This is a genomic window from bacterium (assembly GCA_035454885.1).
Classification (GTDB): Bacteria; UBA10199; UBA10199; order JACPAL01.
Map to the genome: position 1 here is coordinate 80,892 of DATIGE010000021.1, position 14,770 is coordinate 95,661.

Genomic DNA, 14,770 nt, shown 5'->3' on the forward strand with positions numbered 1-14,770 from the left:
TCAAGGAAACAGCCCCCGCACCAGCATCGCGGCGGCGATCTTGCGGATGGCGAGGGTGAGGGCGGCGGTCCGCATGGTTTCCTTTTCGCGTTGGGCCTCGTCATAGACCTCCGCGAAGGCCTTGCGCATGATGGTGTGGAGCTTCTCGTTGATCTCTTTCTCGGACCAAAAGAAGTTTTGGAGGTCCTGGACCCACTCGAAGTAGGAGACCGTGACTCCCCCGGCGTTGGCCAGCACGTCCGGGATGACGAAGACGTCGCCGCGCTCCGCGAGGATCTTGTCGGCATCGTTCGTCGTCGGACCGTTCGCGCCCTCGGCCAGCATCCGGCAGCGGAGCTTCCCTGCATTGTCCTTGGTGATGACGCCCCCGGTGGCGGCCGGGATCAAGATGTCGCACTTCGTCGTCAGCAGCTCTTCATTGGTGATGCTGTCGGCGTCCGGAAAGCCCTTGAGGCAGCCGTTCTTTTCCACATAGGCGAGGAGGTCGTGATAGGCGAGCCCCTTGGTGTTCATGACCCCTCCGGAGAAGTCGGAGACGGCCACGACGCGGCAACCCGCTTCCCTCAGGGCATGAAAGGCCGCGCCCCCCACCTGGCCGAAACCCTGAACGGCCGCGGTCATGCCGTCCAGTTTCCAACCGAGCCGTTCCGCGGCCTCGGCGATGCAATAGACGACGCCCCGGCCCGGGGCTTCTTTCCGCCCGAGAGACCCGCCGAGGGCGATGGGCTTCCCCGTCACCACGCCGGGCACCGAATAGCCTTTGAGCTGGCTGTAGGTGTCCATCATCCACGCCATGACCTGCTCGTTGGTGCCCATGTCGGGGGCGGGGATGTCGTTGTCGGGACCGATGAAGTTGATGATCTCCGCGGTATAGCGGCGCGTCATCCGTTGCAGCTCCTGGCGCGAGAGGGGACGGGGGTCGATGGCGACGCCGCCCTTGGCGCCGCCCAAGGGGAGGCCCACGATGGCCGTCTTCCACGTCATGAGCATGGCCAGCGCCGAGACTTCGCCGAAATTCACGTCTTCATGATAGCGGATGCCGCCCTTGCAGGGGCCCAGGCTGTCGTTGTGGTGGACACGGTAACCCGACACGACCCGCACCGTCCCGTCGTCCATGCGGAAGGGGACGCAGACGATCAGGGCGCGGTCCGGGACGCGCAGACGATAGAAAACGTTCTCATCGAGCGACATTTTCATGGCGGTGATCTCGAACTGTTTTTGAATTTCGCGAAAGAGCGGGGAATCCCATTCGGCCGAGAGTTTTTTCACGTTGAAGATCCTCCTAAAATCCAAGCCCTTCATCGCACCGCTAGGTGTGAGTTATCTTACTCGAAAAGGCCCCTTTCCGGAAGACCTGCTTGAGACCTTCGCCTTGGCCTCGAACGACGAAAAGCCAGCCGAGGCCCAGCGCAAGGTAAATGAAGGCGTAGACTGTGCGGGCCTCCGTCGACGGAAAGAAGATCTGCGTGGCGAAGAGGATGAAGATCAGAAGGGCTTCCGTGATCGAAAAACGGAGATTCACGATGACCGCCAGGGCGAAGAAGGATTGGGCGGACGTGAGAAAGATTTCTTCGACCTGCCGGGCGTCCAGCGGCATGGCGCTCGGACGTCCCGCGGAAACGGCATAGGCGAGCGGGACCATTCCCACCAACAGAGTCCATTGATTGACCTTCGACGAAATCAGCGTGCCCAATCCCGCCTCAGGACGTGCGCGGAGCGCGAAGAGAACGGCGACGATGAATTCGGGCGCTTCGGAGGCAAGCGGCGCGAGCCATTGGACAAGAAGGAAAGGCTCGATTCCCAAATGCCGTCCGACGTCCAGCAGTCCCTCCGCGAAGGGCTTCGCGGAGAGGAGGATGACCGCGCCCGAAAAGACGAAGAGAAAGGCGGTGACCAAGATCCTCCTTCCCCGGGGCCATCGCCCAACGGCCTCCATGGGACCTTCCAACTCCGGCTCTTCGTGATGGCTCTGAGAGGCGCGACGGATGTAGAGGACGAAGATCGCGAGAAAAAAGGCCGAATCGACCCAGGAAAGCGTCCCCTTGGCGGGGATGACGAGCGAGTAAAGCGTCGCCAGGATCAGCGCCATGATCTCCACGCGGTTGCCTTCCGAGAGGGCGATCTCCCCCCGTCGCTTCTTGACGTAGTACGCAAAGGCCACCGCCGCCCAACCCGCTCCGATCAAAAGGCGGTTCGAACCCGTCATGTTCGCCGTGGCGAAATGGACGTAGGCGGGATCCCGGCCCGCTTGCCACGCGAAGTAGAGATCCACCGCATATTCCGGAAGCACCGCCACGAGCGCCAGAAAGGCGATGGCGAGCGACTGGGGGATCTCCATCTGGGCCAGCTCGCCGCCCCACGACAGGACGTAGGCGGCGCCGAAGATCGCCAGCCCCGAAGAGAGCGCCGAAGAGACGGGCGGCAAGGGGATCTCCAAAAACCGCAAGAGAGGCCATTGAAGACATAAGAGGAACAGACCGGCGGTCGCGATCGTGGCCTTGATCTTCATGGTTCGAATCGATTGTGGAGGGCGATGGGAGCCTGTTGGTTCTTCCTCATCTTCATATTGAGGAGTTCAACCGCCAAAGAGAAGGCCATGGCGAAATAGATATAGCCCTTGTTGACCCGCTGGCCCATGCCTTCGGCCACCAGCAGCGCGCCGATCAGGATCAGAAAACTCAAGGCCAGGATCTTCATGCTGGGGTGATGGTTCACGAACCGCCCGATGCCGGCGGAAAATATCAACATGACGACGACGGAGAGGACCATCGCCGTCACCATGATGGCGATGTGAGGGGCCATGCCGACGGCGGTGATCACCGAATCCAGAGAGAAGACCAGGTCCAGCACCAGGATCTGCGCAAGCACGAGACCGAACGAGGCCCGCTTGTCCTTGGCGGCGGACGCTTCCTCGTGGTGGACCTCCAGCTTGTCGTGAATTTCGTGGGTCGCCTTGGCGAGAAGAAAGAGCCCGCCGCCGAGGAGAATCAGGTCGCGGCCCGAAAAATTCCGCCCCAAAACGCCGAACAGCGGCTCGGTCAGGCGCATGATCCAGGAGATGGCGAAGACGAGTCCCAGCCGGAGGACGAGAGCGAGCCCGATTCCCAGCCGCCGCGCCCGGTCCCTCAGGGCGCCCGGGAGGCGGTCGACCAGGATCGAGATGAAGACGATGTTGTCGACTCCCAGGACGATCTCCATCGCCGTCAGCGTGAAAAGGCCGATCAGGGATTCGCTGCGGAGGAAGATTTCCATGATGGCGAGTACGATGACTTTTTTGTGGCATGGTGACAAGGAAAATGGTCCAACACGTCACCATGATGACCAGCATTGGAACGCCCGCACTGTGGGCCGGATTTTTTGTTTTCGTCTTCTCGATGCTCGCGCTCGACCTCTTGGTCTTCAACCGGAAGGCCCACGAGGTGAGGATGAAGGAGGCCCTCGCCTGGAGCCTAGTCTGGATCGCCATGGCGCTCGCCTTCAACGCCTTGTTGTTCGTGGAATTCGGCCGCCAGCATGCCCTCGAGTTTCTAACCGGCTATCTCATCGAGAAGGCGCTCTCGGTGGACAACCTCTTCGTCTTTCTCGTCATCTTTTCCTATTTCGCCGTTCCGAAGCGCAACCAGCACCGGGTGTTGTTTTGGGGCATCCTGGGAGCCTTGATCATGAGGGCGATCTTCATTTTCCTGGGCGCCGTTCTGATTCAGAAATTCCATTGGATCATGTATGTCTTCGGTGCCTTCCTCGTCTTCACGGGCGTGAAGCTCCTGTTCCAGAAAGGCGAGGAGGTTCATCCGGAGAAGAATCCCATCATCAAGCTGTTCCGGAAAGTGATCCCCATGGTCGATCACTACCGGTCGGACAAGTTTCTCTTGCGCGAGCACGGCAAGCTGTTGGCCACGCCCCTTCTCCTCGTTCTGGTGGTCGTTGAGACGACGGATGTCGTGTTCGCCGTGGATTCGATCCCCGCGATCTTCGCCGTGACGACGGATCCCTTTATCGTTTTCACCTCCAACATCTTCGCCATCTTGGGACTTCGCGCGCTGTTCTTCCTGCTCGCGGGGATGATGGGGCGGTTTCACTATCTCAAGTACGGATTGGGTCTGGTGCTCGCCTTCGTGGGCGTCAAGATGGTGGTCGTTGACTTCTACAAGGTGCCGATCGCGGCTTCGCTGGCCGTGATCGCCTCGTTGCTCGGTCTTTCGGTGGCTGTGTCCCTGTTGAAGCCGCCGCCGAAAGTCGAGGAGGATCTCCCTCATCCGCCTCACGACGGGACTCCCATCTCCTAGCTCGCGCGTTTCCTATCCCTCGAAGAACTCTTTCAGCTCGGCGTGTTGGGTCCGCGCGTCCTCGAAACCCAGATCGAGGAGTTTCCGGGTGTATTCGGGCAAGAAGCTGATGTAGGAGAGGAAGTCGACGCCCGCCGTCGGATCGATGTCGAGAAAACGGACGAGAAATTTCTCGAAGTTGGAAAGCTTTTCCTCGCGGTGGCGTCGGAAGCAGTGGCTGAAAAGTTCGCCGATGTCCTCGGACGGCCGGATTCGGATCACGCGCAGGCGTTTCAGGCCGCGGTTGGCGATGTCGCCGCGGATGTTTTTCCGGTGCAGCATCCGGTTCAAGTCCAGCAGAAAATCATTGCCGTAAATCTCCTCCGCCCAGTCGATGACCCGGTTGATCCTCTCCAGCTGCTCGATGTCGTACTGGAGCCGATCCAAGAAGATCGAGTTCATGACGCGTCCCATGACCTGCCCGAGGGCGGGATCATGCCCCTTCTGGCCGTGAAAGGGGATCTTCTCGCCGTGTTTCGCCCGGTGGTGGACGCCGATGACGAGCAGCGAGTCCGCTCCCAATTGAATGGCCGGGGACATGGGCGTGTTGAGGCGGAGCCCCCCGTCCGTGTAGGCGATGCCGTTGATCTGGACCGTCGGGAAGACCAGGGGGATGGCGGCGGAGGCCTTCGCGTGGAGCGGCTGGATGGGCGTCAGATGGTGGATGTACTCCCCCGTGTATTCGACCCCGTCGTGCTTTTCGATAAAGAGCTCGGTGCGCCCGGTGAAGACGTTCGTCGCGACGATTGAAACGGCCCGGATGATCCCCTCCGCGATATTTTTCGATATCATCTCCCAGGGCAGGATCCGCTCCACGAAGTGCAGGAAGGGCTCCGTGTCCAGGAAACCGTGGAAATGGCCTCTCTTCCTCGAGAAGATGCTGGTCATGACGCCGCGTCCGGTGCGGGCGAGGAAGTTGAAGAAGGCGCCGGTATCCCGCCGGTAGATGTTGTCCGAACGGAGGGCCTCCCAGAGGAGGCGCACGTCCGACGCCTGGCGCCGCATGTCGTGGGAGGTGGCCGCGAGGAAGCAGGTGTTGATCGCGCCGACGGACGACCCGCAGTGAACGTCGAAAGGGCGGTAGCGGATCTTCGGGGGGAGCATCGTGCGGATATAGTGCAGCACGCCCGCCTCATAGGCCCCGCGCGCCCCGCCGCCCGACAGGACAAGACCGAGGGTCCTCCGTCCGGAACCGTTCATGTGCGCGAGGTCGGATCGGCTCACTGCAGAGAAGTTTATCATTTTGAGAGAAAAAAGTGATCCAAATTAGTTGTTTAATTTTTAAAGGTTAGTTGGGTGTGTGTATCAGTTCTCTCAGATCGCTAAAAGGTGGGTGATTCCGGGAACCCGGCCGGGAATGAGCTATCCGCCTCTGCCGCCGCCCGGAGGAAGCCCTCGCCCGTTACGCTGATGCCCGCGTCGGTGCAATTCGCATCCGCGGTCTCCTCGCCGGTGGAGATGCGGGCGCAGACGTCCTCGCCGCTGACCGTCTTAGGGTCCACGCCCCCGATATCTTGCAGATTGAACGTCCCGCCCCAGAAATCGAGGTCGTCGCGGAACCGCCCGATGTATTGAACGAGGCCGGGTCCGTCCTCCGGGTCGGGCGTCTTGCGAAGATCCAGTTTGACGGTCTTGCGAAGAGTCCCCTCCGGCGCGGGGACGGCGGGCGTCTCCTGGGTCACGAGGGCGTGGGCCTCGTCAGAGGAAACGGGGGCGCCGCCGGCGTCCAATCTCCGGTCAAGGATGAAGAACTCCGTCTCTTTTTTCAGAGGGTCCGTATCATGGCGGTGGTCGTATAGGACCCCGAGGGCCAGGGGGTTGCGCATCCCGTCGGGGGTCGGCGGCGGTTCCACGCCCATCCGGAAGCGGCCTTCTCCGGCGTTCTCCTCGCTTCCTTCCGTCTCCGGATCGTCGCGCGTGGCGTAGCGGTCGAATCGACCGGCCAGGAAGCGCACGTATTCCGTTTGACCGACGTCCCGGAGCCAGATGCGGTAGCAGACGGGTTTCAAGCGGGAGACGGGGGCCTCCGTGGGGCATTCAGAGAAGGCCGGCGCGCAGCCCGTGGGGCAGGTGCAGTTCGTGCAGCCCTCCGAGGCCCCGTCGCCGTCCAGGTCGAAATCGGCGAAGTCGATCTTGACCGCCGCAACGAGCCCGGGTGCGAAGGTCATCGGCCCCTCAAAGGTCGTGACCGTCGGGCTTACGGGGATCTCGAGGTCCGAGAGCGGACCCAAGAAGTCGTCCAGAAGGGAGCTGAAGGAGTTGAAAGTGATCGGGCCCAGGGAGATGAGGTCCGAAAAATTATCGATCCCCGACTGCGCCTTTCCTGCGGAGTCCGCGACGAGGGCGGAGGAGGGGCTTTCTCCAGCCACCCGCGAGACGTCGATCCCCACGCTTTTGGGAAAGGCGACGAGGGCCGGGATCTCCGCCGGCGGGGCCGGGGGGCCGCCCGGCGAAGGACAACCACCCGACACGGCCGCAAAAAAAAGGACGAGCCACAGACGGATGCGCCGCCATGTTGCGATGATTCTCAAAATGATAAGGCCTCTGTTGCCTATTCTATTTTCATTCATTTCCCAATGAATTAGGAGTAAAATTTTCCTAATCGTATGCGTCGAATCGTGTTCGTCATTCTATTTCCGGCGCTTCTTTTTCCGTTCTTCGGGGGAGGGGCGGGTTGCGGCAAGGGCGGGGAGACGGAGTCGGCCGGCCTCGACTGCTCGGAAAGCGCGCCGCCGGACGATTTCGACTGCGACGGGGTCGCGAACCTCGCCGACAATTGTCTCGACACGTATAACCCCAGCCAGTCCGACGAGGACGGAGACGGCATCGGTGATCTCTGCGAGATCGTCCCCTGCGGCGACGGCAAATGCGATCCGGAGGCGGGCGAGTGTGACGTCTTCGACTACTGTACGAAAGACTGCAATCGCAGCCTTTGCTTTGGCCTGCCGGCGGGCGAGACCTGCGGCGACGGTTTGTGCGACGTCCTTGCCGGCGAGTGCGCCGATTCCGATCCATGCATTGAAGACTGTCCCGATCCGGAATTTTGTCACCCCTTCACCTGCGGCGACCGCGTCTGCCAAGCCTGGGAGGATAACCCGGACGAGGACGTGAGCTTTTGCTTCTTCGACTGCATCTGTCAGATCGAAAAGGCGGTCGCGGACGAGTGCCATTCGACCGCCGATTGCGGGTCCCAGCCCGGAACGGTCTGCGGCCCCGACGGTCCGCCGAAATTCAATCCGGAGATCGAGGATTTCGATTTCTCCCAGGTCGCCTGTCAGTGCACGACTTGCGACAATGGGGTTCTGGACGAGGGAGAGGCCTGCGATCCGAGCGCGGGTTTTGAGATCGGCGTGCAGCCCTGTTTCAATCAAGGTTTCGATGCATGCGACGGTTTCACCTGCCAGTGCGTCCGCTTTGAGCGCTGCGACAACGGCTCGGACGACGACGGCGACGGCCTGGCCGACTGCGACGATCCGGACTGCCTGCTGGCGGAGCTGGGTGAAGAGCTTTGCGACGACTGTATCGACAACGACGGCGACGGCTTGAACAATTGCGACGACCCGGATTGTGCGGATCGTCCCGTCTGCGCGCCGGCTTCGGCCTTTGAAACCGACTGTGTGAACGGCCTGGACGACGACGGCGATTCGCTGATCGATTGCGCCGACGTCCAGGATTGTTGCGGAGATCCCGCCTGTTCCCTGGATCCCGCCTGCGCATCACCCCCCGGAGGGGCCGTTTGCGGTGACGGGATCCTGGATTCGGCCGAGGAGTGCGACGAATCAGCGCCGTCCCCGGGTGCCTGCGGGGCCGCCCGCTGCGTGGATCCGGGCGCGACGGGGGCGAATGGCGAACCCGAGTGCACCTGCGAGCCACCCCCTATTTAAGAGACGTCAGAACGTCGGCAAGACCGGAAAATCGTCGGAGAAGATCACATCGGCCTCCTCGGCGGTTCCGAGGAAGGCCTCGCCCGTGGTATCGATGTCCAAATCGACGCAATTGAGCGGCGGGCTCCCGTTGCCCGTGGAGATCCGGGCGCAGACGTCCGTCACATTCCGTGTCACAATCCCCTGGTCCCTGGCGAAGACCGACCCGTTCCAGAAGTCGGCATCGTCGCGGAAGCGCCCGATGTACTGCTGGAAAAAGTCGTTTGGGATTCCCGAATCGCCGATTCCCGTCTGCCGTTCCGTGCTCCTGACCGTTTCTTGGAGGTACTCCTTTCCGGCCGGATCGATGCGGCCCGTCTGGGTCACGTCGATGTGTAAGTTGTTCGAGAATTGGATCACACCGTCCTGGACAAAATCGTTGATCAGGAAGGCCTCGGTGGAGCGGTCCGAAGGGCGTCCGGGAACGCGGTGGTCGTAGACGACGCCCACGAGAAATCGATCCGTTGCGACGGATCCGTCAACCTCGCCGGAATGGACGACCCCGCCGTGAAAACGCCCCTTGCCGGGATTTTCCTCGTCTTGGTCCGTCTCGGGATCGTCCGGGGTCGGCAGCGCATCGAAGACGCCCGCCATGACGCGCTCGAAGGGAAGGGAGGGATCCCTTTGGATCCAAATGCGGAAGCAGACGGGCCTCAAATCCGCCGGGGCCGCCTCGGAAGGGCAGGTTTTGAGCGCCGGGGCGCAACCGAGCGGACAAGTGCAGCCGGTGCAACCCTCGGGCGAGCCGTCATTGTCGAAGTCGAAGTCGCCGAAATCAAATTTGAAGGACTGTGGCAACACATCGGGCCCCTGGGGGGCGATATCCCCCTCGAATTTGCTCACCGCAGTTCCGACGGGGATGTCGAATTGCGTGAAGGGGAAGAGGAATCCTTCCAGGACATCTTCCTGGAGGATGCGTGCCATGTCGCCGCCGCTGGCGATGATCTCCGAAAATTCTCCGCCCGATCCCACCAAGGCGGCCGGACCCGCCTCTCGAGACGTCGAGGCGATGGATGACACGTCGATGGTTATCGAGGCGGGAAAGACGACCAAGGCTGGGATCTCCGCGGGGGGGCCGGGAGGGCTGGCCGGAGAGGAGCAGCCGCCCGCCGCGATCGCCATCAGAATCCATCCAAGGCGAGGGCGGCTCATGGATAAATTTTGATCCTGTCGCGGCCGTTCGTAAAGATGTAATATTTGATAATGCTCCCGTTTCGCGCCGAGGAAAAGATCGCCCAGGGAGGTTTTGGAGAAGTCTGGAAGGGCGTCAATGCGTCCGGCGAGACGGTCGCGGTCAAATTCCTGAAAATCGACCGGGCGGGTCCGGGTTTCCTCGAACTGTTCAAGCGCGAGTTCGCCATCCTCTCCGAGATCCGCCACGTGCACCTCGCGCGCGTTTTTGACTTCGGATTCGACCCCGGACGGAACCTCTATTTCTTCACGCAGGAATATTGCCCCGGCGTTCCCCTGCAGAAGGCGGCCCCGGCCCTCTTGAAGGACGGCTTCGGGGGCATGGAAGAGATCCTGGTGCAGGTCCTTTCGGCGCTCGACTACATCCATTCGCAAGGCATCATCCATTCCGACGTCAAGCCCGAGAACATCCTGGTGGGGGCCGACGACGAGGGCCGGCCGCACGCTCGGCTCGTCGACTTCGGGATCTCCGCCCGGCTCGGCGGGATGACCGGGGGGCGAGGCGGGACCCTGGCGTACATGGCCCCGGAGCTCTTCGACAAGACCGCCGCCGTGGATCACCGCGTCGATCTCTACGCCCTCGGCATGTCCTTCTTTCAAGTCCTCGCCGGAGGTTTGCCGTTCACCGAGATGATGGATTCGCAAGAGGTCATCCTCTGGCATCAGAAAGGCAGGATTTCAGACGCCGAGTGGGAAAGAACGGGGATTCCCAAGCACCTCCAGGAGGTCCTTTCGAAGCTCTTGAGGAAGAAGCCCTCCGACCGCTTTTCGAGCGCCAAGGTCGTCCTCAATTTTCTCAACCTCTCGACGGGGCGGAAGTATCTCAAGGAGGAGGAAGGTCTTCTCGGACAGATTCCGACGGAAGGCCCTCTCGTCGAGAGACGTTCCGAGGTCATCGAGCCGTTGTTGAAAAAGCTGGGCGACGGGTCCGGTCCGGCCGCGTCCGCGTTCGTGACCGTTTTCGGCGAGCGCGGCATGGGGAAGACGCGCGTCTTGGACGAAATCCGCCACGCACTGGAGCTTCAGGAAATCCCGCTCTGCCTGGTGAACGGCGACTGGCAGGTGCCGGTCTGGCCCCGGTTGTGCGAGTGGCTGGGGCTGGCGCCGTTGCCCGAGAGCGAGATGGGGGAGGGATGGAGGGTCGCCCGGCGCGCGGAGGCCGTCATCGACGCGGCTCAGGCGCGTCCCTTTTGCTTCATGGTGGACGACGCCCACAAGGCCGATTCGGAGATGAAGGCCCTGCTCGCGGAGCTCAAGGGCAGGATAGAGGCCGGCGTCGCCCCCGGGCTCAAGATCGTCACGTCCATGGACGAGGAGGTTGAAGATTCCGTCGCACTCCGCCGGATTTCCCCCGCGGGCGTGGGCGAGTACGTGCGCCAGGTCCTGGGGGAGGCTCCGGGGCTCGACGGGCTCGCGGCTCTCCTGCGGGACTATTCCGGAGGATTGCCCGTCCTCATGGTGGAGGGGCTGAAATTCCTGGGGCCGCATTTCGCGCGCGGGGAGTCGCTGGAGCATCTCCTGCCGCCGCCGGAAGTGGGGGAGTTGTACCGCGCCCCCGTCGCGTCCTTGACGGATGCCGAGCGCGAGGTGCTGTACGCCGTCGCCCTGTTCTTCCGGCCCGTGAAGGCTGAGGAATTGTCGGTCGTCCTCGGCCGGTCGGTGGAGGACGTCGTCTTGGATTCCCTGGCCTGCGTCCGAAAGGGGCTTTTGGCCGAAGGGGTCGGGGAGGGCGCCTTCCGCGTCTCCAGCCAGGCGCTCGCTTTGGGCTTGATCCGCACGCTCGACACCGAACAGCCCGAGAAGCGGCGAAACCTCCACCGGAAGATCGCCCAGGGCCTGCAGTCTCGTCCCACGGCCTCGCCCCGGGAGATCGCCTACCATCTGGCCAAGTGCGGCGAGGTGGAGAAGGCCGCCCTCTATTTTCGGGAGGCCGCGAAGGGGTTTCAGGAAAGGGGACAGGTGGCCGCGGCGACGGACTGCCTGATCCGCGCCATCGACGGCGTGGGCGAAGCCTCTCCGGTCTGGGAAGGACTCGTCCTGGAGGCCGTCCGACTTCTGACGCTCTCCGGCGAATACGATCAGGCGGCCTCGTTCCTCAGGCGGCTGGAAACGCATCCTTCTTCGGAACGGGAGGAACTGCACGGATGGATCGCCTTCAAGCGCCGCCGGTTCCCCGAGGCGCGCGAATACTACGCCCGGGCCCTGCAGGGACTTCCCGCCGGGGATTGGAAGAAGAGAATTTATCTGGAGAACGCTCTCGGGAACGTGGACCTGCAGGAAGGGAGGCCCTTCGAGGCCTCCCAGCGCTTCCGAAAGACGATGGAATGGGAGCCGCGTCTCGGGCCCCAGGACCGGATCAGGATCAATAACAACAATTTGGGACTCGCTCTTTCCCTCATGGGGGACCTTCCCGGGGCGGAAAAGTTTTACCGCAACCGTCTCGAGGCGAGGCGCGACCAGATGGACGCCTCCGAGGAGCTCTCCTGCCAGAATGGTTTGGGCTACGTCCTCATACAGGCATGCCGCTACGAGGAAGCCGCCAAGGTGCTCATGCGGGCGACCGAACTCGCGGAACGGACGGGGGCCATGCATTCCCTCTTTTCGAGCATGGGCAATCTCGTCACGGCCCTCGTGAAGGAGGGGTGCTACGCGGACAGCCTTCCTTATCTTCACAAAATGCTGACGCACCAGCAGCGGCTCGGGACTCTGCGCGATCTCGCCTACAATTACCTTCGCCAAGGGGACGTTTATCTGACCCTGGGAATGTCGGAGGCCGCGCACGACGCCTTCCAGAAGGGCCAGAAGGCGGCGACGGAGGCCAAACAGCCGGCCTTGGCGGCTTGGATCCTCCTCATGGAGGGCTATTGGCAGCGGGAATTCGGAGATCCGGAGCGGTCCCGCCAACTGTTTCTTCAGACGGAGCTCGACGCCACGCGCATTTCCCAGGAAGACCTGGCGACGTGGTCGGTGTTCGCCCTCGCGGACCTGGCCTACGAGCGCGGAGAGGTGGAGGAGGCGCGTCGGCACTGGGAGAGGATTCTGCCGATCAACGGCGACGAGGAATTCGCGGCGCGGATGCGGCTTCTGACCTTGAAGGTGTCACCCCCCGCGGCGAAGCAGGACGTCGAAGCCGCCTTCGCGGACCTCGAGAAAACCTGCCAGGAGCGTCATTTCCGCGAAATCCTCTGGGAACTTTACGAGGCCTGGGGCCGCAAGGAACAGGCCGCTGAGGTCGTCGTGTCCATCGCCGAGAGCCTCCCGGAAGAGTACCGCGATCGCTACCTCTCCCACGGCGGACGCCAAAGGGTGCTTCAGGCCTTCCAAAAGGCCCTGGACGACCAGATCGACCAGACCTCCAAAGGCCTGGGCTTTCGCATGCGCAAACTTCTGGCGCCCCTCAAGCGGCACTTGCACCTCCATTAGACCGGTCCGTGGTCCGGCGCTCGCCATTATCATATTGATAATAAAATGAGTATAAATCTGGTTTCGTCAACGATGATTCCGTATTAGAATTGTTCCAATCCGTTTCAGATTTTCAGAACAGGGGTGAACGATGGCCGGGGGGAGGGCGATACGCTGGTTTTCCGTCTACGCGGCCCTTTGGTGTGCGGCCGGATGCGGCGGTTCGGCGCAGACCGAGAGCGCCGCGTCTCCCACCGGAATCCTTCGCAACACCGAGGTGACGCGCGCCGTCCTATCCACCGCCGCCGCGTTGTCCGTCGAAGGGGCCGTGGACGCCTTGGGCTTCGGCTCGGGAGGCGGATCGTCGTCGCTGCCGGCGCTCGAAGCCGCCGGCGGCTGCCGTGACGGCAGCGTTCTCGTCGAAGATTGTCCCGAAGGCGGAGAGGTCTCCTTTTCCTTTCTGACCTGCGAGGTGAAGGGCCTCGCGGAATTCGTCAACTGCGGGGCCAACGGCATCCTCCTGAACGGCGATCTGAACTTCGAGGTCCGTTTTCCGGACCTGCCGGAGTCCTGCCGGTTCGCCGGAAAGGACTGCTCCGGGATCCACGCCGACGTCGTCCTGTCCGGTGCCTCCCCCCTGTTCGTGGGATTGGGCGTCGCCGATCTCGAAATGACCGTGTTCGAGGCCATTCTCGGCGGGACTTGGTCGGCCTTGGACGGCTATACCCCGCCGGATCTGATCCACGTGAACGTGCGCCTGCTCGAGAGCGGGTTGGCGATCCTGTGCCGGGGAGACGACGGTTCCCTCTTCTGCGACCTCGACTCGGACGGCGACTTGATCGGCGAATTCGAGGACAACTGCGACTTTGACGCCAATCCCGGGCAGGAGGACGCGGACGCCGACGGTTTGGGGGACGCGTGCGACGACTGTCCGGCAACGGCCAATGCCGGCCAAGAGGACGGCGACGGTGACGGTGTGGGCGACGCCTGCGACAACTGCGCGGCTGTTCCGAATCCGGATCAGTCCGATCGGGACGTCGATCCGTTCGCCGGCCGGGCCGACGGCGTCGGCGATGTCTGCGACAATTGCCCGGATTTTTACAATCCCCATCAGGTCGACAGCGACGGCGACGGGATCGGCGACCTGTGCCGGAACCCCGAATCGGCGCCGTGCACGGAAGAAGGATGCGGCCCCAATCCGCCCCCCGATCGGCTGCCCTGCACGGAGGAATGTGTCGCCGGCCTCAAGGCCCAATGCGAGCTGCTCGGCGTTCCGCCGGCGTCGAAGGATTGCGACGCCTTCGTTCGCCAGCGTTGCGTCAATACAGGCGAAAAATGCGCGCTGGATCTGACCTGCTCGCAAGACTCTGATTGCGTCGTTTCGCCCCCCTTCGTCTGCATTGGCGGCTCTTGCAAGTCCTACGACCCTAGCAACTGCGGCAACTGCCTGTGCGAGTCTGACTTGGGGGAGAGTTGCGGGAACTGCCCGGGAGACTGCGGGGCGTGTCCCCCCGTTTGCGGCTCGGGGGTCACCTGCCAGGTGGCCGACGATTGCGACGCCTGGTTCGCCGGCGTGCCGCACGGAGAAAACGATTATCCCAATTGCGTCGGCGGATGTTGCGAATCCATCACAATTTTGAAAGCCTTTTGCGGCAACTTCGCCTGCGAAGCCGGCGAGACATCGGACTCCTGCCCCGGTGACTGCTCGACGTGCAGCGGGGCCTGCGACACGAAGTTTTGCCCCCGGGATTGTCAGCCGTCCCTCTGTGGCGACACGGACTGCGGTTTTGGAGAGGGCTGCGCCACTTGCGCGGCCGATTGCGGGGAATGCCCTCCCTGCGGCGATGCCTTCTGTGACACTTGCAACCTGGGAGGGGGAGGCCCGGAAAGTTGCGAGACGTGCTCGGCGGACTGCGGGTCATGCAATCC

At 62.6% G+C, this 14,770-nt stretch carries 10 protein-coding genes; 4 read left to right on the forward strand and 6 right to left on the reverse strand.

The features are described from left to right. Genes VLJ37_05045 through VLJ37_05055 form a run of 3 tightly spaced genes read right to left on the reverse strand, consistent with a single transcriptional unit; the run spans window position 1 to window position 3,252 of the window. A complete protein-coding gene (locus VLJ37_05045) occupies window positions 1-1,269 on the reverse strand; it encodes a Glu/Leu/Phe/Val dehydrogenase (protein ID HSA59034.1) in 1,269 nt (422 codons plus the stop codon). 40 nt (window positions 1,270-1,309) lie between these two features. Next, window positions 1,310-2,509, reverse strand: a complete 1,200-nt coding sequence (locus tag VLJ37_05050; protein HSA59035.1) for a sodium:calcium antiporter — start codon at window positions 2,507-2,509, stop codon at window positions 1,310-1,312. Then, window positions 2,506-3,252, reverse strand: a complete 747-nt coding sequence (locus tag VLJ37_05055) for a TerC family protein (protein ID HSA59036.1) — start codon at window positions 3,250-3,252, stop codon at window positions 2,506-2,508. The genes VLJ37_05050 and VLJ37_05055 overlap by 4 nt, the downstream gene beginning before the upstream one ends. A 29-nt stretch (window positions 3,253-3,281) precedes the next feature. On the opposite strand from VLJ37_05055, the gene VLJ37_05060 reads away from it, so the two are divergent. Further along, entirely contained in the window at window positions 3,282-4,286 is a 1,005-nt protein-coding gene (locus VLJ37_05060) for a TerC family protein (GenBank protein ID HSA59037.1), read from the forward strand. Window positions 4,287-4,298: 12 nt separating this feature from the next. On the opposite strand, the gene VLJ37_05065 is transcribed toward VLJ37_05060, so the two are convergent. Both VLJ37_05065 and VLJ37_05070 read right to left on the reverse strand, forming a co-directional pair. Continuing rightward, window positions 4,299-5,549 carry a patatin-like phospholipase family protein gene (locus VLJ37_05065; GenBank protein ID HSA59038.1) on the reverse strand — a complete coding sequence of 417 codons (1,251 nt, stop codon included), beginning with the start codon at window positions 5,547-5,549 and terminating at the stop codon, window positions 4,299-4,301. Window positions 5,550-5,647: 98 nt separating this feature from the next. Continuing rightward, window positions 5,648-6,856: a hypothetical protein gene (locus VLJ37_05070; GenBank protein HSA59039.1), complete on the reverse strand. Its 1,209-nt coding sequence runs from the start codon at window positions 6,854-6,856 to the stop codon at window positions 5,648-5,650. A gap of 75 nt (window positions 6,857-6,931) precedes the next feature. On the opposite strand from VLJ37_05070, the gene VLJ37_05075 reads away from it, so the two are divergent. Beyond that, complete coding sequence (locus VLJ37_05075; protein ID HSA59040.1) at window positions 6,932-8,209, forward strand: hypothetical protein; 1,278 nt, start codon at window positions 6,932-6,934, stop codon at window positions 8,207-8,209. A gap of 6 nt (window positions 8,210-8,215) precedes the next feature. Here the strand turns inward: VLJ37_05075 and VLJ37_05080 are convergent, their stop codons facing one another. Beyond that, on the reverse strand, window positions 8,216-9,400 hold the full coding sequence (locus tag VLJ37_05080; GenBank protein HSA59041.1) for a hypothetical protein: 1,185 nt from the start codon (window positions 9,398-9,400) through the stop codon (window positions 8,216-8,218). A gap of 51 nt (window positions 9,401-9,451) precedes the next feature. Between VLJ37_05080 and VLJ37_05085 the strand changes: the two genes are divergently transcribed. Next, window positions 9,452-12,862 (forward strand): protein kinase, encoded by a 3,411-nt coding sequence (locus VLJ37_05085; GenBank protein ID HSA59042.1) that lies wholly within the window; start codon window positions 9,452-9,454, stop codon window positions 12,860-12,862. Window positions 12,863-12,992: 130 nt separating this feature from the next. After that, a partial coding sequence (locus VLJ37_05090) for a thrombospondin type 3 repeat-containing protein (protein HSA59043.1) occupies window positions 12,993-14,770 on the forward strand: 1,778 nt, incomplete at its 3' end.

What these genes read in the sequence shown, in the direction of transcription:
- VLJ37_05050 (HSA59035.1), bottom strand. Translation starts at nt 2,509, where the DNA reads ATGAAGATCAAGGCCACGATCGCGACCGCCGGTCTGTTCCTCTTATGT.
- VLJ37_05055 (HSA59036.1), bottom strand. Translation starts at nt 3,252, where the DNA reads ATGGAAATCTTCCTCCGCAGCGAATCCCTGATCGGCCTTTTCACGCTG.
- VLJ37_05060 (HSA59037.1), top strand. Translation starts at nt 3,282, where the DNA reads ATGGTGACAAGGAAAATGGTCCAACACGTCACCATGATGACCAGCATT.
- VLJ37_05075 (HSA59040.1), top strand. Translation starts at nt 6,932, where the DNA reads ATGCGTCGAATCGTGTTCGTCATTCTATTTCCGGCGCTTCTTTTTCCG.
- VLJ37_05080 (HSA59041.1), bottom strand. Translation starts at nt 9,400, where the DNA reads ATGAGCCGCCCTCGCCTTGGATGGATTCTGATGGCGATCGCGGCGGGC.
- VLJ37_05085 (HSA59042.1), top strand. Translation starts at nt 9,452, where the DNA reads ATGCTCCCGTTTCGCGCCGAGGAAAAGATCGCCCAGGGAGGTTTTGGA.